The 19,893-nt window shown below is 59.6% G+C and carries 14 protein-coding genes; 6 read left to right on the top strand and 8 right to left on the bottom strand.

Annotated elements, in window-relative coordinates; genetic code table 11:
* The first annotated feature begins 211 nt into the window (after positions 1-211).
* A complete protein-coding gene (locus L0Y14_RS15015) occupies positions 212-2,347 on the top strand; it encodes a reprolysin-like metallopeptidase (RefSeq protein ID WP_251859224.1) in 2,136 nt (711 codons plus the stop codon).
* On the opposite strand, the gene L0Y14_RS15010 is transcribed toward L0Y14_RS15015, so the two are convergent.
* The 7 genes from L0Y14_RS15010 to hemA form a co-directional block, all read right to left on the bottom strand.
* Positions 2,322-2,711: a hypothetical protein gene (locus L0Y14_RS15010; protein WP_005962829.1), complete on the bottom strand. Its 390-nt coding sequence runs from the start codon at positions 2,709-2,711 to the stop codon at positions 2,322-2,324. The two genes, L0Y14_RS15015 and L0Y14_RS15010, sit on opposite strands and share 26 nt — an antisense overlap.
* A 15-nt stretch (positions 2,712-2,726) precedes the next feature.
* Positions 2,727-3,311, bottom strand: a complete 585-nt coding sequence (gene rrtA / locus L0Y14_RS15005; RefSeq protein ID WP_005962831.1) for a rhombosortase — start codon at positions 3,309-3,311, stop codon at positions 2,727-2,729.
* Positions 3,312-4,061, bottom strand: a complete 750-nt coding sequence (locus L0Y14_RS15000) for a HesA/MoeB/ThiF family protein (protein WP_006475124.1) — start codon at positions 4,059-4,061, stop codon at positions 3,312-3,314. It lies immediately after the preceding gene.
* An 81-nt stretch (positions 4,062-4,142) separates the two neighbouring features.
* On the bottom strand, positions 4,143-4,553 hold the full coding sequence (locus L0Y14_RS14995) for a hypothetical protein (protein WP_006475123.1): 411 nt from the start codon (positions 4,551-4,553) through the stop codon (positions 4,143-4,145).
* 63 nt (positions 4,554-4,616) lie between these two features.
* The gene (gene prmC, locus L0Y14_RS14990) at positions 4,617-5,486 is read right to left on the bottom strand and encodes a peptide chain release factor N(5)-glutamine methyltransferase (RefSeq protein ID WP_006475122.1); all 870 of its coding nucleotides are present in this window, start codon (positions 5,484-5,486) and stop codon (positions 4,617-4,619) included.
* A complete protein-coding gene (gene prfA, locus L0Y14_RS14985) occupies positions 5,483-6,562 on the bottom strand; it encodes a peptide chain release factor 1 (RefSeq protein WP_006475121.1) in 1,080 nt (359 codons plus the stop codon). Before prfA ends, prmC begins: the two co-directional genes overlap by 4 nt.
* Positions 6,559-7,827 carry a glutamyl-tRNA reductase gene (gene hemA / locus L0Y14_RS14980; protein WP_006475120.1) on the bottom strand — a complete coding sequence of 423 codons (1,269 nt, stop codon included), beginning with the start codon at positions 7,825-7,827 and terminating at the stop codon, positions 6,559-6,561. Before hemA ends, prfA begins: the two co-directional genes overlap by 4 nt.
* A 258-nt stretch (positions 7,828-8,085) precedes the next feature.
* On the opposite strand from hemA, the gene L0Y14_RS14975 reads away from it, so the two are divergent.
* The 5 genes from L0Y14_RS14975 (at position 8,086) to rsuA (ending at position 16,871) form a co-directional block, all read left to right on the top strand.
* Positions 8,086-9,426, top strand: a complete 1,341-nt coding sequence (locus tag L0Y14_RS14975; RefSeq protein ID WP_040819718.1) for a UDP-glucose dehydrogenase family protein — start codon at positions 8,086-8,088, stop codon at positions 9,424-9,426.
* Between the two features lie 244 nt (positions 9,427-9,670).
* On the top strand, positions 9,671-10,609 hold the full coding sequence (locus tag L0Y14_RS14970) for an outer membrane lipoprotein-sorting protein (protein ID WP_005959981.1): 939 nt from the start codon (positions 9,671-9,673) through the stop codon (positions 10,607-10,609).
* A 138-nt stretch (positions 10,610-10,747) separates the two neighbouring features.
* Positions 10,748-12,847, top strand: coding sequence for a hypothetical protein (locus tag L0Y14_RS14965; RefSeq protein ID WP_006475117.1), 2,100 nt, complete (start codon positions 10,748-10,750; stop codon positions 12,845-12,847).
* Positions 12,848-12,953: 106 nt separating this feature from the next.
* On the top strand, positions 12,954-15,710 hold the full coding sequence (locus L0Y14_RS14960) for an efflux RND transporter permease subunit (RefSeq protein WP_005959979.1): 2,757 nt from the start codon (positions 12,954-12,956) through the stop codon (positions 15,708-15,710).
* A 459-nt stretch (positions 15,711-16,169) separates the two neighbouring features.
* Entirely contained in the window at positions 16,170-16,871 is a 702-nt protein-coding gene (gene rsuA / locus L0Y14_RS14955) for a 16S rRNA pseudouridine(516) synthase RsuA (RefSeq protein ID WP_006475116.1), read from the top strand.
* Between the two features lie 98 nt (positions 16,872-16,969).
* Here the strand turns inward: rsuA and rapA are convergent, their stop codons facing one another.
* A complete protein-coding gene (gene rapA, locus L0Y14_RS14950; RefSeq protein ID WP_006475115.1) occupies positions 16,970-19,852 on the bottom strand; it encodes an RNA polymerase-associated protein RapA in 2,883 nt (960 codons plus the stop codon).
* Positions 19,853-19,893: the final 41 nt, after the last annotated feature.

Here is a 19,893-nt window from a genome sequence, read left to right as displayed (position 1 = left end):
TCGATCAGGATCCAGGCCCCTTTGAGATAGATAAACACCTCTCTGCCGGGCGCGGCCGCAACAGGCCATTGGGTCGGTTTCTGTCAGCCGTGGTGGAGAGCACAATATGTGGCTGGGACTCAGGGTTGTGGTTGGGGCGGTGCTGCTGATGAGCACACCGGTTTCATGGGCCTCTGTTGGGTCGGTTTGGGAGGATCTGCCGAGAGAAGACTTGGCAGGCCGACGGACAGTAGATGAGGTGCTCTACTATCGTCGCCTTCAAGCTGACCATGCTGCCCTGCAACAGCGTCTCGCTGCGGCGCCGCAAGAGCTCCTTGCTCGCCAGGGGGTGGAGTTGTCACTGCCCCTGCCCGATGGCCGCAGCAGTCGTTTTAGCGTCATGGAGTCGCCAGTTATGGCGCCGGAGCTGGCGCGACGTTATCCCGACATTCGCACTTTCTCCGTCACGGGGTTGGATGATCCAGCGGCGACTGGCCGGCTCGATCTGACCCCGGATGGTTTTCACGCCATGATCAACATGACGGCTGGTACTCTGTTTATCGACCCTGATATCAGTGGCGGCTACCGAGCTTACTACAAGCGGGATCTGCTGTTGGCGGGGCGGGGTGGTGAGGCCGATGAGCGGTCGCTCTGTGCTGTGCATGAGGTGCATTATCAGGATGACCCGGCAGGTCACTCCGCAGCGCTCGATGGCCTGGCGCTACGCAGTGGCGAGGGACGGCGTCTCTATCGTTTGGCAGTAGCGGCTACCGGAGAGTATACCCAGGCGATGGGTGGCACTGTTGAGGCGGCGCTATCAGCGATCGTCACGGCGATCAACCGGGTCAACCAGATCTATGGGCGGGATCTAGCGATCCAGTTCCAGCTGGTGGCAGATAACGACCGCATCATCTATACCGATTCTGCCAGTGATCCCTACGACAACAGCAGCGCCTTCGACATGCTGGGCCAGAATCAGGCTAATCTGGACCGGGTGATCGGCAGCGACAACTATGATATCGGGCATGTCTTCAGTACCTATGGGGGCGGTATCGCGGTGGTGCCGAGCGCTTGTTCGCCCCATCAGAAGGCGAAGGGGGTGAGTGGCAGGCGGAATCCGAGCGGCGAGTCTTTTTTTATCGACTTTGTTGCCCATGAGATCGGGCATCAGTTTGCCGCCGATCACACCTTTAATGGCTCAGATGGGGCCTGCATTAGTGCCCAGCGGGTGGCGGGTAGTGCGGTAGAGCCTGGCAGCGGCACCACCATCATGGCCTATGCGGGCATCTGTGGCGCGGAGAATCTGCAATACAACACCGATGCGACCTTTCACGCTTGGAGCATCCAGCAGGTGAATGATTATGTGGCATCCGGCGGTAGCTGCGGCACACTGGTTGCCACCGGCAACACGCCGCCCAGCGTCGATGCGGGAGCTGATTACATCATCCCCAGGCAGACCCCCTTCAGGCTGCTGGGGGCGGCAAACGATACGGATGGTGATGAACTCTCCTTTCAATGGGATGGGCTTGATCGAGGGGCGGTGACCTCTCCGGAGACCTTGGGTAGCGATCTCGGCGCAGATCCGGTCAGTGGTAACAATCCCCTGTTTCGTTCATTTCTGCCCAAGAGCAGTGGTGAGCGCATCTTCCCCCGCATCAGTCAGCTGCTGTTGGGGCTGGATGAAAACGACTCGACCAGCGCCAAGGGTGAAACCCTGCCAGCCAGTGCTCGTGTGATGAACTTTCGCCTGACGGTGCGTGATGGCAATTCCGGGGTTGCCGCGGATGATGTGCGGATCAGTGTGGATAACGCGTCTGGGCCGCTGGAGATTACCGGTGGTGAGCTGGTGTCGGGGGCATCGTTGATGGGGGACGGCACATACAGCCTGGAATGGTCGACTAACACTACGGCGATCTGCGGCAATATGACGGTGGAGCTGTTATCACTCAGTAGCGACTATGCCAGCTACTGCGATGGCACAGATCTACCGGAGCTGATTCTGGGGAGCTTTGCCAATGCTGCTGGCAGCGCCATGGTGACCCTGCCGGACCTGCAGATCGATCGTGCAAGGGTGCGCCTCGCCTGTAGTGACAATATCTTTTTTACCCTCTCCGAGGGTCTCTCGATTGAGGTGCAGGGTAATGGTGTGCCGGTGGCGAGCCGTTGCAAGGCCACAGATGGCACGACGCTGGAGCATGGGGCGCAGTTTAGCGATGCGTCTGACGCACTTGGTGCTGGCGCTGAGGCGGGTCGAAGCGAAGGGGGTGGAGGGGGGCTCTTCTGGATGCCGCTGATGTTGTTGCTGGCAGGCAGCTGGGGGTTGGCCGGCTGGCTGCGGCAGCCTACTTCATGCAGTGCTGGAGCATGATTCCGTTGTAGGTTGCAGCATACTTTTCTGCCTTTTGCAGTAGTTTCAGATGCATATCGCTCACGACCGCATCGGTGGAACCTTCCAGATATCGTATGCCGCAGACAGACTTTGCCTTTGATGCCAGCTCAGTGGGAATGCCTGGCATGCTGGCTCCTCGGGTCGCCATGGCGAGCAGCCGCAAGTCACCCCGGGCAAATGCCTGTTGTGCGTCGCGCTCTGCATCGGCTCCTTTCAGCCATGCCAAAGCGGTGAGCGCCTGTTGCTCTTCAGCGGGGAGGTTTGAGAGGTCGATCTGCTCCCCCTCTTGGCAGCCATGAAGGATCAGAAACGTTAACAGGAAGAGCAGTATCGTCCGAATCACCCGGCTACCTCAGAGTCATTCAATAGTTTTAGGTTGTGCCGCCCATAGTAAGGCGCCGGCAATGCTGCCGTAAAGGTGTGCGTCGACCACGACGTTCGCTGAGATCATCGCCTCACTGCCTGGCATCGGTCCAAGCAGCTGCTCCCAACCCAGCTTGCCCAGCAACAGGGCGGCCAGCAACCCGCCTCCTGACTGGGCATGGCGAAGTAGATGGAGTGCCACCCAGGCCAGATAGCCATGCAGCACTCCCGAGAGCCCTAGGTACCATTGAAGGTCGGGATTGAGAACAAATAGCCCGCATGAGGTGGCCAGCGCGAGCCAGAGAAAACTGATCGGTTGCAGTGTTGGGCTACGGGGAAACAGCAGACGAATCAGCCAGAGTGTCAGCAGATTGAGCAGCAGGTGCGACCAGTTGAGGTGGGTCAGGTGGGCTGTCAGCAGCCGCCAGAGCTCGCCGGATTCGATCAGGCTGCGTTCGTAGCGGAGCCATTGCTGGGTCTGTCCTGGCAGTAAGGTGATGAAGGCGGTCAGCAGGCTCAATCCCGGCAGTGCGAGATCCCAGTCGGGGCGGCGGATGGCTTTAACGCGGCGGCTCGCCATTTAGTGGTGGTCGTCGCTACAGATAGGACAGCGTGGGTCGGGCTTGAGCTTGAGGCTACGCCACTGCATGTGCAGTGCATCGAGGATCAACAGTTGGCCAAACAGTGGCGTGCCCGCCCCGGTCAGGATCTTGATCGCTTCGGTAGCCTGAATGCTGCCGATGATCCCGACCAGCGGTGCCAGTACGCCGTTCTCTGAGCAGGTGTCGGCGACCTGGCCCTCCTCTGGATAGAGGCAGCGGTAGCAGGGGCCGCCCGGCTGGCCGGAGAAGGCGCTGACCTGGCCCTCCATGCGGATCGCTGCACCTGACACAAGCGGTGTGGCGTGGTATTGGCAGGCGCTGTTGATGGCGAAGCGGGTGGCGAAATTGTCGCTGGCGTCGATCACCAGATCGGCCTTTTGCACCTCCAGCTCCAGCTCCTGCTCCTGCAATATCCGGTCGATGGTTTCGATCTGAATTTCAGGGTTCAGAGCCAGCAGCGCGCGGCGGGCCGACTCCACCTTGAGCTCACCGATGGCGTCGGTGGTGTGGGCGATCTGGCGTTGCAGATTGCTGAGATCGACCTTGTCGAAGTCGCTCAGCACCAGCTGGCCGACGCCGGCGGCTGCCAGATACAAAGCAACCGGCGAGCCCAGTCCGCCAAGCCCGACCAGTAACACCCGGCTTTCAAGTAGCAGCTGCTGCCCCTCAATACCGATGCTCGGCAGCATGATCTGGCGGCTATAGCGCAGCAACTGATCGTCATTCATCGAATCGTGTTCTTTGTTTGCATGGAAGCGCCACCTTAAATAAAAGGTGAGGAGAATGCATCAGGTGATTTGGATGGGAGGTTAGAGGTAACGACGCCAGTGTTCCGGGCGATGGTCGCGGCAGCTGTGGTCCTGGCGTTGGTAGCGCTCAGCGAAGATGCGACGGGTGCATTTGGAGTCGCTGCGCGAGCAGCCCATATTGCTGCGCTGGGTCTCTTCCGTGTAGTAGTAGAGGGCCCGTTTGAGGCGGAAATAGAGGCGATTGTCGAGGTGCAGGCCGACTTCGGTGAGCCCAATCTCGATCTGCTCCAGCGAGACTTCCAGCAAGTTGTAGCTGATGCGGAGGTGGGATGGTGCGACCGGCTCGATGCGGTCGATGCCTTCTACGTCAGCCAGCAGCAGTGCGGCAGTTTGCGCCTGCTGGGGGTCCGGGTGCAACTCGACGAAGTGGATCTCCCGGTGCTTGGTGAATTCTGGGCTCCCCGTCTCCATGGGAATTAATCCTAGCGAAAGTGGGTGAATATGCAAGCGTTACTGGTCGCATCTTGAGAATCCTCATTGACTCACCGCTTGGGCAGGCGCAGGCAGACATCCCTCAGTGACACGATCCAACCCGGCCAGATCCTGGTGGGTCTGGATCTCGACAAAGCCGGCCTGCTGCAGCAGTGAGCGGGCTGCAGCTCCCTGCTCGAAGCCGTGCTCGAAGATCAACCAGCCCCCCGCTTCGAGGTGGGCTGGGGCGTCGGCACAGAGCTGACGTATCGCCTGTAGGCCGTCTGGCCCTGAGGCCAGCGCGGCGCGGGGTTCGCGGGGCAGATCTCCCTGGCAGAGATGGGGGTCGTCATCGGCGATATAGGGTGGGTTGCTGAGCAGCAGTCGGTAGTGCGCACCGCGTGGCAGTGCGGAGTACCAGCTGCCGAGGTGGAACTCCAGATTGCCGATGCCGAGGCGCTGGGCATTGCTGCGCGCGGTCTGCAGCGTCTGCGGTTTGAGATCGGTGGCGTCGATGTGACAGTCGGGGCGCTCGCGGCCGATCGCCAGGGCGATGGCGCCGCTGCCGGTGCCGAGATCGGCGATGCGGCTGGCCTGGCTGTCGTCGAGATGGGTCAGTGCGATCTCCACCAGTAGCTCGGTCTCCGGGCGGGGGATCAGGGTATCTGGATTGACCTCGAGCTGCAGCGACCAGAATTCACGTAGGCCAAGGATGTAGGCTAGCGGCTCGCCGCTGAGGCGGCGTTCCAGCAGCTGTGAAAATTGCCGCATCTGGTTGGCTGTGAGCTCCTGCTCGGGCCAGGCGTAAAGGTGGCTGCGCGGCTTGTCGAGCAGATGGCAGAGCAGCAGCGCGGCCTCAAGTTCGGCCTCGGCGTGGGGTAGGACGCGAAGCCGGGCGCCTGCTTGCTGCTGCGCCTCGCGCAGACTGGTCACGCCTCGCCCATCGCCGCCAGCTGTTCCGCCTGATACTCGCGCAGCAGCGGATCGATCACCTGCTCCAGGCCGCCGGCCATGATCTCATCGAGCTTGTAGAGGGTCAGATTGACGCGGTGATCGGTGAGGCGGTTCTGCGGGAAGTTGTAGGTGCGGATGCGCTCCGAGCGGTCGCCGCTGCCGACCTGCAGTTTGCGGTTCTGCGCCTGGGCGCTGCTCTGCGCCTCCTGGGCCTGGGAGAGCAGGCGCGCCGATAGCAACGACATGGCGCGGGCCTTGTTCTTATGCTGTGAGCGTTCGTCTTGGCACTCGATCACGATGCCGGTGGGCAGGTGGGTAATGCGCACCGCGGAGTCGGTCTTGTTGACGTGCTGGCCGCCGGCGCCGGAGGCTCGATAGGTATCGATGCGCAGGTCGTTACTGTTGATCTCGACCTCATCGATGGCGTCGGCTTCGGGCAGGATTGCGACGGTGCAGGCGGAGGTGTGGATGCGCCCTTGGGATTCGGTCTCTGGCACTCGCTGTACCCGATGTGCACCCGACTCAAATTTCAGTCGTGAGTAGACCGCGTTGCCACTGATGCGGCAGATGATCTCCTTGTAGCCGCCGTGCTCGCCTGGGCTCTCGCTGATGGTCTCGGTCTGCCAGCCCAGGGTTTCACTGTAGCGCAGGTACATGCGGTAGAGGTCGCCGGCGAACAGCGCCGCTTCAGCGCCACCGGTGCCGGCGCGGATCTCGAGAAAGATGTTGCGTTGGTCGTTGGGGTCGGCGGGGATCAGCAGCAGCTGCAGCTCCGGTTCGAGGAGGTCCCGGGTGTGCTCTGCTTCTGCCAGTTCTTCGGCAGCCAACTCGGCCATCTCCGGGTCGGCGAGCATCTCCTGTGCCGACTCGATATCCGCCTCTGCCTGGCTGAAGTGCCGGTAGCTCTCCACCACCGGCTCGAGTTGGGCGTACTCTCGGCTGAGGTTGCGAAATTGGTTCTGGTCGTTTTGGACTTCGGGGTCGGCCAGCAGGGCGGTGATCTCCTCGAAACGGTCGGCGATCTGCTCCAGCTTGCCCCGTAGGGAGGGTTTCATGGACGATTCGTAGGCTTTTTTAGTTGAAACAGAGTGTTGGCGGCCTCTAGCAGTTCGATTTGGCCGTCGAAGCCGGCCTGGCGCAGCTGGGCGCTGGGGGTGTGCAGCAGCTTGTTGGTGAGCGTGTGGGCGAGGAACTGCAGTGCCTCCTCTGGCGATTTGCCCTTCTTCAATTGTTGCAGGGCCTTCTTCAAGGTCTCATTGCGCAGCTGTTCGGCCTGGATGCGGTACCCCTGGATTAGCTCCACTGCGTCGAGGGAGCGCAGCCAGCCCATGAACGCCTCGACATGCTGGTCGATGATCTCCTCGGCCTGTAGTGCCGCCTCTTGGCGTGAGCGTTTGTTCTCTTCGATCACCTCGTCTAGGTCGTCCACCGTGTAGAGGTAGATGTCGCTCAGATCGGCGACCTCGGGTTCGATGTCCCGCGGCACGGCGATGTCGACCATAAATATGGGGCGGTGTTTGCGCTCCTTGAGGGTCCGCTCGACGGTGCCTTTGCCGAGGATCGGCAGCGGGCTGGCAGTGGAGGAGATGACGATGTCGGCCTCCGCCAGGTGGTTGCCGATCTCAGTCAGGGCGATGGCGTAGCCGTCGAACTGGGCGGCCAGGCTGTGGGCGCGCTCGACAGTGCGGTTGGCGACGATGATGCGGCCGATGCCGTTCTGATGCAGATGGCGGGCGGCCAGTTCGACGGTCTCGCCGGCGCCGATCAGCATCGCGGTTTGCTCCTCCAGCTCGCTGAAGATCTGGCGCGCCAGGCTGACTGCGGCAAACGCAACTGACACTGGGCTGTTGCCAATGGCGGTATCGGTGCGGATCTGCTTGGAGACCGAGAACACGTGTTGGAATAGCTTGCTCAGCATCTTGCCGGTGGCGTTGGCGCTGGCGGCGGTCTGGAAGGCCGATTTGACCTGTCCGAGGATCTGCGGTTCGCCCAGCACCAGGGAGTCGAGGCCGCAGGAGACACGCATCAGGTGGCGCACTGCATCGGCATCCATGTGGCTGTAGAGGTAGGGGCTGACCTTGCCGTTGTCGAGGCCGTGGAAGTCGCTGATCCAGTCGGCCACCGAGCCCTTTTCGGTGTCGTTGATGCTGCAGTAGACTTCGGTGCGATTGCAGGTGGAGAGGATCACCGACTCCTCCACCGAGGCGGCCTCGAGCAGGCTGCGCAGAGCGCCGGCTATGATATCGGGACCAAAGGTGATCCGTTCGCGGACCTCTACCGGCGCGGTTTTGTGGTTAAGGCCCAGGGCGAGTATTGGCATCGGGAGTTGATTCGGGTATTGGGTTTTGGCGAACGGAATGCGGGATTGTGTAATATCATTGTCTTCAGTTCAAGGGCTGGGTTGCGCCAGGGTGCCGTTTTCAAAGGGGATTCTCGTAACTCCAGTATTGGTTAGGGAAATTGATTTGAACTCTGGTAGCATCCGGCCTTTCTTGTAGAACGGCAGCAATCTCCGGCCAAATTTGAAGTCAGTCCGGCTTGGGCCTGTAATCTTAAGGTTTAATGGAGTCTTGAATAAATGAAAGTTACGATCTTCGGAAGTGGATACGTCGGTTTGGTCACGGGCGCCTGTCTGGCTGAGGTCGGTAATGATGTTATGTGTGTGGATGTCGATCCGGCCAAGATCGATATGCTCAACAGTGGCGGCATCCCGATCTATGAGCCGGGCCTTGAAGAGATGGTTAAGCGCAACCGCGAGGCGGGGCGTCTTGCCTTTACGCTCGATCCAAAAAAGGGCGTCGAGCACGGGCTGTTCCAGTTCATCGCGGTGGGCACTCCGCCGGATGAGGATGGCTCCGCCGATCTGCAGTATGTGACGGCCGTGGCGCGCAGCATCGCGGAGCACATGACCGAGTATCGTGTCATCATCGACAAGTCTACCGTGCCGGTTGGTACCGGCGACAAGGTGTGTGAGGCGATACGCGAGGTTCAGGCGACACGTGGCGTCGAGATCGAATATGATGTGGTCTCCAATCCGGAGTTCCTCAAAGAGGGTGCGGCGATCGATGATTTCATGCGTCCCGATCGCATCGTTGTGGGTACCGATAATCCCCGTACCGGTGAGCTGCTGCGCGCCCTCTATGCGCCGTTCAATCGCAATCACGAGCGCGTGATGGTGATGGATGTGCGCTCCGCCGAGTTGACCAAGTATGCGGCCAACGCGATTCTTGCCACCAAGATCAGCTTCATGAACGAACTCTCCAATATCGCCGACCTGCTGGGCGCGGATATTGAGAAGGTGCGTATCGGTATCGGTTCTGATCCGCGCATCGGCTATCAGTTCATCTACCCAGGGTGCGGTTACGGCGGCTCCTGTTTTCCCAAGGATGTACAGGCGCTGGAGAAGACGGCGTTGAGCGTTGGCTACAATCCACGTCTGTTGACTGCCGTCGAAGCGGTCAATAGCGATCAGAAGCGGGTCATCTTCAATAAGTTGAATCGCTATTTTGATGGGGACCTGAAAGGCAAGACATTCGCTCTCTGGGGCCTGGCCTTCAAGCCCAATACGGATGACATGCGTGCGGCCTCCAGCCGGGTGATGATGGAGTCGCTGTGGGAGGCGGGTGCCTCGGTGCGGGTCTACGATCCAGTGGCGATGGAGGAGGCGGGCCGTATCTATGGTGAACGCGATGAGCTGACCTTTTGTGAGAGCGCCCAAGATGCCCTGCAGGGTGCGGAGGCCCTGATCATCATGACTGAATGGACCCAGTTCCGCAGTCCCGACTTTGACAGTATCAAAGAGACTCTGGGGAGCCCGGCGGTGTTCGATGGACGCAATATGTTTGAGCCGGAGACTGTGACGCGAGCAGGCCTAAGTTATTTTGCTATCGGCCGGCCGGATGCCCACCCGGCGAGCTGATGCACCAAACGGACCCCGCCGCAGAGCGGGGTTTTTTTTGCCCTGAAGAGTTTGGAATCACGATATGCGAGGGCGACTGCAGAGGCAAAAGCTGGCCTATGTAGCGGTTTTCCCTTATTGCGGTTGCAAGGGGATGTTTGATATTAATACCGGCCATTAGAATAATGCGTTCCATATAAGAATAACCTAAAAAAGTTATCTGATGGACGCGCAGTAGTAGCACCGCTTAGGAGGATCTTCAAAGATGCACTTGCGTAAGTTTGTTGCCGCGGCCGCGGCGATTCCCTTTTTTATCTCCACTCATGTCGCTGCCGGGGTGTCCAAGGATCTGGCCATTCCCTCGGGAACCCCCAGTGCCGCCGAAATCGCCGATCAGGTCTATTTCGTCAACCACTTCTATGCGATGAAAAACTACGGCATCACCAAGAAAGGCAAGACGATGACCGTGCTGATCAACAAGTCTGCCGGCAAGAAGCCCACCACCATCGCCCTGGAACGTTACCTCAATAACGACTACCGCGACAGCGCGATCAACGCCATGGACTTGGCGATCTTCCGCTCCGGCAAGCTGAGAGGCACCGGCATGCTGATCACCGACTATGTGGATGACAACAAGAGTCAGTCCTACTCCATCTGGTTGCCTGCGCTACGCAAGATTCGTCGTTTTGCCGAGCCGGCCCATGATGATGCCTGGGGCGGTACCGACTTTACTTTCGGTGATGTCACCTTGCGCAAGCCGAAGGACGAGACCCATGAACTGCTGGGCAAAGAAGAATTCAACGACTGCCTGGGTTCTATTCCGGATGTCAAGGTCAAGTATCTGCCCAATCCCCCCGCTGCGTCCTGCAAACACAAGGGCAAACAGGTCTACAAGCTGAAGAGTACCACCAAGCGTCAGAACTGGTGGTATGACTACCGTGTCAGCTATGTTGATACCAAGACCTTTGCCGACTATCGCACCGAGTTTTTCAAAGATGGCGAGAAGATCAAGGTAATCGATCGTGATTGGGTCAGCCTCGGTCAGGATGACGCGCGCGCGCAGTCCTGGGCCTACTGGTACGGAAAGACTTTCGCTAGCGGCCATGAGACCTGGGCGGTGATTCCGGATGAAGTGGTGGAGTTCAACCACGACTGGAAGCCGAGCAAGTGGTCGGAAAAGACCCTGCGCAAGATCAAGCGGTAATAATCAACCAAGTTAGAGGGGCGATTGCCCCTCTTTTTTGGGCTGCCGCAACGGCAGCCTGCAGTTTAACCAGATTCCAACCGGACAAAAGGGGAAGCCGCTAGGCGGGGTCCATGGGGCCGGGGGAGGAGTATGTAAATGTTTAAGCGATCAGTGATTTATCAATCCATGCTGCTTGCGTTGGTGCTGCCTGGGGTGGCAGTGGCGGAGATCGAAGTTAGCGGCTATCTGAAGAATGAGACCGCGGTCTTTACCAAAAGCGGGCAACGTACCGGTCAGGCCTCCAGCATGCTCGATACAACAGAGCATAGCGCCGGCGACCTGATGAAATTCGAGAACTCCGCGCGGATCTTCTTCAATGGTGATCTCGGTGAAGAGAGCAGCTGGCACGGCGAACTCAACCTGATCTACGACACTGAAGGGGTCGACGGTTATAAGAGCCACGAGAGCTATACCCAGAACGACTGGTTCCGTGAACTCTACGTGGACACCGGCGTTGGTGGTTGGGATCTACGCCTTGGTAAGCAGCAGGTGGTGTGGGGTACCGCGGATGGTATGAAGCTGCTCGATATCATTAATCCTACCGATTACCGCGAACTCAACCAGAATGCGATGGAAGACTCACGCATCCCGATCTGGATGATCAATGCGGAACGTAACGTGGGTGAGAACGGCAACATCCAGCTGATCGTCTCCCAGGTTGAGGAGAACAAGATCCCCGGACTGAATGCGGATGGAGATGCCGAGCATCCGTTCCTGATGAAGGGCGTCGATTCGATCACTGGCAAGGTCAATGGCTTCCTCAACGTTACCCCGCGTCTAGCAGCGACGGCGCAGAGCTTCAACAATGCAGCCCAGGCTGGCATGTTGACCGGCGGTGTGCCGATGGCGAGCGGCCTGGTGGGTTTCGCCGGCCTGAGTGTGGACGGTTTTGCCAGCAACCCGGACCCGATCGGCAGTGGCACGTCAGGCAGTGTGATGCTCAACCAGATCGCCCAGTTTGGTCTGACCGATCCGACCGTGGCGGTTGATCCCAACGGCAACTTCTGGGTCACCAATCTGACCAGTGTCACCGGGCAGTTGCCAACTGATGTGACCTGGGATGTCAGTCAGGCTTCATCAGCGTTCGAGTATATGGCCAACGCTACTTTCTCCACCTTTAACTCCTTTTCCGGGGCGGGTGCGACCGGTAACAGCGCCGGTGCAGTCTATGAGCGTGACTATCCGAACGATCTGGATGCCAACTTTGGCGCACGTTATCGCGGCAGCACCGATGGTGGCTTTAACTACTCCTTCAACTACTTCTATCACTACGACTCCAACCCCTATGTGGAGATGAGTTGGCGTGATGCGGTCACCAAGGAGACTCTGTCGGTGCAGCGCGCCCAGGCGATGCTGATTGACCCTGCTACTGGTGCTCAAGCGCCCAATCCAGCTACCGATCTGACGCCTGATCAGATCCCCAACTCTTTTGCGGCTGATGGTTCAAACTCGGTCTCCATCCTGTTGCACAATGCAGCTGGCGAATACTATGGTGCGATCGACCCAACCACCTTTGCCACCAACACCAACACCAATCCGGTGGAGATGGTGATGACGGAGAAGCTGAACCGCATCCACAGTCTCGGCACCTCGTTCGACTATGCAATGGACACCGGGGCGATGGGTGCCATCGTGCTGCGCGGCGAGTTTCTCTACAACAAGGATGAGATGCAGCCGGTGGTGGATCGGCGCCTGCTGGGGATTGGTGACCTGACCAACTCCCTGCGCATGGAAGAGGCGGACATGTTTAAGTATGTGCTGGGTGCGGATATCACCGTGCTGACCAACATGCTGGTCAGTGCCCAGTTTATCCAGTTCTGGAACATGGACTTTATCGAGGAGACGCGCACCTGTACCACCCAGGCGGGCAACAGCTACGATTGCTCCCGCTACACCGGTGACATGGCTACCATGAACCTGGATAACGGCCTGAACAAGGGACATGAGTTCAAAGAGTTCTACTCGCTCTTCTTCTCCAAGCCGTTTGGTGACTCGCAGGAGCACCGCTGGAACAACATCACCATCTATGAAGAGGGCGGTGGCTGGTGGAACCGGCTCGATATGGAGTACACCTTCACCGACGAGTTGATCGGTTCTGCTGAGTGGAACCACTACTGGGGTGACAAAGACACCACCTTTGGCCAGTTCGACAAGTCATCCAACTTCCAGCTGGGAGTGAAGTACCTGTTCGACTGATCCGGGTTGAGCATCGAAATCCGCTGATGAGGATGGAGGGGCATTCCGTTGGAATGCCCTCCATCCTCGCTCTCTTTTCTACTCTCGGCATGGAGTCCCAAGTGTCATGAGCGAAACCCCCGCAAGCCAATCAGCTAACAACCACTGGGCGGAACGTTACGCCGATTTTGTCATCCGCTTCCGCTGGCCGCTGATGCTGCTGTTGCTGGTTGTTACCGTGATTACTGCTCTGCAGATCAAGAATTTGGATATGCGCAATGATCCAGATACCCTGCTGCCGCCGAGCAATCGTTATGTGGCGACCAACCTCTATGCCGAGCATAACTTTGGCATGGGCAATCTGATGGTCTTCACCCTGCGCGTCAAGGAGGGTGACGTCTACCAGGGGTGGTTCATCAACAAGGTGCAGGAGATCCACACCCGGCTGGTGGAGTTGCCCACGGCGCGCGCCTCGAACTTCATCGACATCGCTGCGAAGAAGATCAAGTTTATGGGGGCGGACGAGAACGGTCTGGTGTTCAAGCGCCTGATCCCCACCGAGGGTATCAGTGAAGACTCCGCTGTGGCCGCCGAACAGCTGGCATTCCTCAAGGAGGGCATCGAGGGCAATCCGGTGATGGGTCCGATGCTGATAGGCTTTGAGGATGCCGCCGGCAACAAGTGTGAGTTCAGCGACAGGGATACAAAGAACTGCACTGCTAAGTCGCTCTATATCATCGGTGACTATACCGATGACGTGAAGGAGATCTACCTCCCCTGGGTGCGCTCGGTGCGTGCCATGATGGACGAATATGGCGAGGATGATCGCTTCGAGTTGCTGGTTGCCGGCGAGCCCTACTTCCTCGCCTGGATGCTTGCCGATCTAGTCAATAAGTGGTGGCTGTTTGTCATCTCCCTGGCGATCGTGGTAGCTGCGCTCTGGTTCGAATTCCGCAACTGGCGCGGTGCGCTGTTCCCGATGATCGGCGTCGGTTCCACCATCATCCTGACCCTGGGAGTGATGGGTTTCTCCTCCTTCAAACTGACCACCATGATGGTGCTGACGCCGATGTTGCTGCTTGCCATCGGCATAGGGCACTCGGTGCAGGTGACCCGGCGTTTCATGCAGGAGCAGGCGAAGGGGGGGAGCTGCGAGGATGCGGCGCGGCTCGCCATCTCACACACTATTGTCCCGGCGACCCTCTCCATCATCACCGACATGGTGGGCTTTGCCACCCTGGCCACGGTGGATATCTCCTTCTACAAGGCCTACGCCTACTTTGGCATGTTTGGCATGCTGACGCTGTTGTTTACCACCACCAGCCTGATCCCCCTGCTGATGATCACCTTTCCCGGCAGCAATGCGCAGATGGACGAAGGAGGTGAGCGCGCCTGGGAGCATAAGGTGGGTGGCGCCATCACTAACCTGCTGGCGGGGCCGGGCAAATGGTTGCCGATCGGCTTTGTGGCGGTGGTTATCGGCTGGTCCACCTATGAGACCGATATCTTGAACGGTACCTCAGAGGATCTGATGCCGGGGGTGGAGAAGGGTATCAACTACTCCCGTGCCGCCTTCAAAGAGCAGTCGATCACGATCCAGCAACTAGAACGCCTGAACCAGATAATGCCCGGTGTTATCTCGGTCTCGATCCCGATCCGGGGCAAGGCGCCGGTCTCTGAGCTCTGTACCGAGACGCCTTTCCCGGAAGAGCTCTACGATATCGAGGAGCCCGCCGAGAAGCTGGCTCAGTGCAAGAAGTACGAGGCCGAGCTGGGTTGCTGGGATCCTGATCCCTGTGGCGCCCAGGGCATCTTCAACGATGCCGAGGTGCTGGCTGACATCGAGGCGATGGAGGAGTGGATGCGGGCCCATCCGTTCATCGGCTTTACCGGCTCCTACGCTCAGTACATCCGCTTGATCAACATGCTACTGACCGCCGAGCCGGGCGAGAAACCGCAGCTGAAGGATCTCTATATCCCGAGCGATGCCAAGTTGCGCTCCATAGATCCGGATGATGACCGCAGCGGTGACGAGATCGTACAGCTCTACAACGGACTGCTGGAGACCATGACCGATGAGGGCGACATGGACTCCTTCGTCATGTCGAACTGGAACGAGGGCGTGGTGATGGGCTTCATCAACACCATGGATCCGAAGGAGACCCATCAGGTCACCATGGATATCCAGCAGTACATCGAGGACCACAAGAATGATTCGGGCTTTGGCAAGGTCAACTTCGGTCTGCGCGCCGGTCCGGTGGATGATCTCTCCAGTGACACCAACGAACTCTCGGTGGATGGCCCGGATTATATCCGTCCGGCGGTTGGCGGTTTTCTCGGTGCCACCGAGGCGACTCGCGAAGTGGCTGTTGACAATTGGCTCGCGGGACCGCTGCTGACCGCCGCTGCGGTGTTCGTCATCGCAGCCCTGATCTTCCGTTCCGTGGTGGTCTCGGTGATCCTGATGGTGATGCTCTTCATCACCCTCTATGCCCAGTATGGGCTGGGTGGTTACATGACCCGGGTGGAGAACTGGTCGGGCAACCTGGCGTTCCATCTGCAGGTGGCACTGAGTATCGCCATGGGGCTGGGTATCGACTACGGCATCTATATGATCTCGCGATTGCGCGAGGAGATGCAGGCCACCGCAGGCAATTGGGAGCAGTCGTTGGAGAACACGCTCAACACGACCGGATCGGCGGTGATCATCTCGGTGATCGTGCTGTTGGGCTGTTTTATCCCGTTGCTCAATACCGACCTGGCCAATACCTGGGGGCTGGGTGTCTATATCAGTGAGGCTCTGCTGATTGATGTGGTGACCGCCCTGACCCTGCTGCCGCTGCTAGTGAAGTGGCTGCGGCCGAAGTTTGTATTTGGGGTTTGACCTCGCTTGAACCGCCTGAGCGGTGAATAGTACAGCAAGGCCGGCATCTCGCCGGCCTTGCTGTTTTTCGGCAATAGTGGGATGAGTAGAGCAGAATCAATCTGGGGCGATGCCGGCTACACGGGGTGAACAAGCGTGAGGCGCTCAAAGAGAAGACCTCACCTGGAACATCGCTATGCGATGCAACTAAGTAAGGAAACTTTAACAAGGCAGCGAGATGCGCTGATTGGCGGAAGAGATTGAAACGCTCAAGACTAAGGTCCGATCGTGTGTCGAACTCGCCTTCCACATCCTCAAACTAAGGCGGCCCATGTGGTTTTGGCCCATGAGGCGAGCAACGGTTTGGTCTTTACTTCGTATCGGCGAGTGACACCCCCGGTTGGCCAATGGAAAGCCAATGCGTGGGCCGGCTCTGATTGAGATTAAAGTGCATAAGTACCGCCTGCACTAGAAAAACTGATGAGGCTCGACCGCTATCTGAGCAACGTCACCACGTTGACCCGTTCCCAGGCGCAGAAGGCGATCTGTGGCGGGCGGGTGTCGGTGGATGGAGAGCCGCAGAAACAGCCGTCGTTGAATGTCATGGAGGCCGCGGCAGTGTCGCTGGATGGCGGATTGGTGGCGCGGCACGAACCGCGCTATTTCATGCTGCACAAACCTGAAGGATATGTCTGTTCAACCGAGCCGGAGCTTCATCCTGGCGTGCTCGATCTGTTGGATGAGGCGACTGCTATGGGTCTCCACTTCGTCGGTCGGCTCGATATCGATACCACCGGTCTGTTGCTGATCACGGATGATGGTGCCTGGTCCCATCGTATCCTTGCACCGGCACGGAAGTGCTCCAAGCGCTACCTTGTCACCCTGGCCGAGTCGCTGTCAGAGCGGGATGCTGAGCGCCTTCGTCAGGGTATTCTATTGTGTAGCGAGGCTCGTCCCACCAAGCCGGTGCAGCTGCAACTGGTGTCATCGAACTCCTGCCGTCTCACTATCACCGAAGACCGCTATCATCAGGTGAAGCGGATGTTCGCTGCGCTGGGGAATCGGGTAGTGGTGCTGCACCGCGAACGGATTGGTGCGCTCCAGCTCGACCCTGATCTGTCTCCCGGAAATTATCGGGCGCTGACGGAGGATGAGATCAGCGGGATCTTCGCTGAGCCCTGAATCGACAGCGGTGGCCATCATGGCTATGGGCATATTACTGCCCATAGCTCCGCGGGAAGGGCACACTTGCTGCAAACTGCGGAGCGTAGGGCTTGCTGTCACAGGGTGACGATCAACCGCAGTGCATCCATCCTCAGCCGCGCCCCCTGGATCTGCTGATGCAGCGTCAGCCCCTGTTGCTGCAGCAGTTCAATCTCCACCCGGCGGATCGATGGATTGTGCTTGCGCAGCGCGATCATACGCTGAATCTCCCCGGTGAAGCGCTCCATCATATTGTCGAGCGCCTGTTTGACCTTCGGTCGAAGCTCTTTTTCTGCGCTCTTCTCAGCGGCGCTGATCAACTCCAGAATCTCCTTGCGAAATCGGCGTAGCACCGGTGCGGTGGACTGGGGCGGCAGCGGCTCACCCTGTTGGGCGATCTGATCTATCGTGAGTTGCTGGTCGAGGCGTTCGCCCTGCGGGTTGACCAGCACCCGGATCAGTTGCGGCGGCAGGAAGCGCCCCACCTGCAGTTCGGCCGGGGCGATGCACTCGATCTGGAACAGCGCCTCGATCAGCAGCTGGCCGGGTTTCATCTCTGGATGGCGCAGCGCGATGGCGCTGCTGTTGCCGCTCTCCTGGCTGATCACCTGCTGCATCGCCTCGCGCAGCATGGGGTGTTCCCAGGTGAGGAACTGCCGGTCTTCGTGGGCCAGTGCATCGGCGCGGTCGAATGTCAGTGTCAGACCGTCGTCTGGTAGGCCAGGCAGGCGGTTGTTGCTGATCTGCTCAGCAGGACGAAGTACAAAGCCGTTGCCGAGGGGTTCGACCTCTGCGCCAAAGCAACCGAACAGCCGCTCGCAATATTCGTAGAGCCTGGAGGAGCTATCGAGACTGCGTATCTGCCGCACGATCTGGTCAGCGAGGGGCTGACGGCAGCCTGCCAGCTCAAGCAGGTGGTCGCGGCCCTGCTGCAGGCGTTGCGCGGTCTGCTGGCGCAGCTCAGCGGTGGCCGCCAGCAGTGGCTCAAGTTCCGCTTCGGCTTCGTCCTCCTCCAGTACCTGCTGCAGTGCCGGTGCGAGCTGGCTGAAGATGGTGTGGGCCCCGGGCACAGTGTGGTGGAAGGCGTCGAGTCCCTCGTGGTACCAGCGCACCAGCCGCTCCTGGGGGCCGGGGCTGAGATAGGGCACGTGCACACGCACGGTCTGTTGCTGGCCGATGCGGTCGAGCCGGCCGATGCGCTGCTCCAGCAGGTCGGGGTTGAGTGGCAGGTCGAACAGCACCAGGTGGTGGGCGAACTGGAAGTTGCGCCCCTCGCTGCCGATCTCTGAGCAGAGCAGGATGCGGCTGCCTTGGTCTGGGTCGGCAAACCAGGCGGCGGCGCGATCGCGTTCGATGATGCTCATGCCCTCGTGGAACAGGGCGGCGCCTATCCCCTCCAGGCTGCGCAGAGCCTCCTGCAGCTCGATGGCGGTCTGCGCGTGGGCGCAGATCAGCAGCAGTTTGGGCTCTGGGTTCTCGCGTAGGAAGCGACACAGCCAGCTCACTCGTGGGTCGGTGCGCCACCACTCTTTCAGGCCGGCGGCGGCGTGGATGCGCTCGGGGGTGAGCCAGGCGTCTGGTGGGGCGCTCTGCTGCGGGTCGATCTGTTCCGCGTCGTAGCACTCCGGGTTGGGCAGCGGGTAGCCGTGGAATTCGCGCTCTGGAAAGCCGCTGATGCCTGCGCGATTGTTGCGGAACATCACCCGGCCGGTGCCATGTCGGTCGAGCAGCAGCTCGATCAGGGCGCTGCGGGCCGACTCACGTTGCGCTTCGTCAGAATCTGCGTCGCTGATCATGGCCAGCAGTTTGGCGCACTCCTCTTCGCCAAACTGGTCGAGGATCTGTGCCTGCGCATCTTCTGAGAGGGGGGTGCGCTGCATCAGCCGGTCGATCGCCTCGGCGGCGGGGCGGTAGGCTTGTTCTTCGGCGAGAAATGCCTCTAGAGAGTGGAAGCGGTCGGGGTCGAGTAGTCGCAGTCGGGCGAAATGGCCAGCGCGGCCGAGCTGTTCCGGGGTGGCGGTGAGTAGCAGGATGCCGGGGGTGTTGAGGGCCAGCGCCTCCACCAGCAAGTATTCGGGGCTAGGGTCATCCTCGCTCCAGGCGAGGTGGTGGGCCTCATCGATGATCAACAGATCCCACTCGCCTTCTAGGGCTTGGGAGAAGCGCTGCGGATTCTGACTGAACAGGTCGAGGCTGCAGAGCACCAGCTGCTCGGCATGAAAAGGGTTGCTTGCCTGGCCCGATTCGATGATTGCGGTACAGCGCTCTTCGTCGAAGATGCTGAAGTGCAGGTTGAAACGCCGCAGCAGTTCCACCAGCCACTGGTGCAGCAGCGGTGAGGGCACCAGGATCAGGGCACGGTTGGTGCGTCCGCTGATCAGTTGCTGGTGCAGGATCAGGCAGGCCTCGATGGTCTTGCCGAGCCCAACTTCGTCGGCCAGTAGCACCCGCGGTGCATGACGGCCAGCCACCTCGTGGGCGATGTAGAGCTGGTGCGGGATCAGGTCGATACGTGCGCCTTGCAGACCGTAGTTGGCCGATTCTGCCAGCTGTGCCTGGTGGTGCAGGCTGTGGTAGCGCAGCTCAAACCAGTGGTTGGCGTCGAGCTGGCCGGTGAGCAGCCGGTCGCGGGGTTTGTTGAAGCGCAGGTAGTGACTGAGTTCGCTCTCCGGCAGCTGGCGTGTGTTGCCATCCTGCTGTCGTACGGAATAGATGAGCAGGCCCTGTTGTTCGCTGACCGAGGTGATGTGCAGGGCTTCACCCTGCTGGTCCTCCACCTGGTCGCCACTGTCGAAGCGGATCCGAGTGAGCGGGGCGTTGGCGCTCGCATAGACGCGGGTGGCGTCGCTGGCCTCGAACCGCAGGGTGACGGTACGGCCTTCGAGTTTGACGACGCTGCCCAGGCCGAGCTCCGATTCGGTGTCACTGATCCAGCGTTGGCCGGGGATGAACTCATGCATTCGAGGTCTCCGCAAAAAACCCACCATTGTATTGAATTTAG

Origin of the sequence: Candidatus Endoriftia persephonae, assembly GCF_023733635.1 — a bacterium.
GTDB classification, from domain to species: Bacteria; Pseudomonadota; Gammaproteobacteria; order Chromatiales; family Chromatiaceae; genus Endoriftia; species Endoriftia persephonae.
The sequence above is the reverse complement of the archived record's forward strand: the minus strand, read 5'-3'. Positions and strand labels throughout refer to the sequence as shown.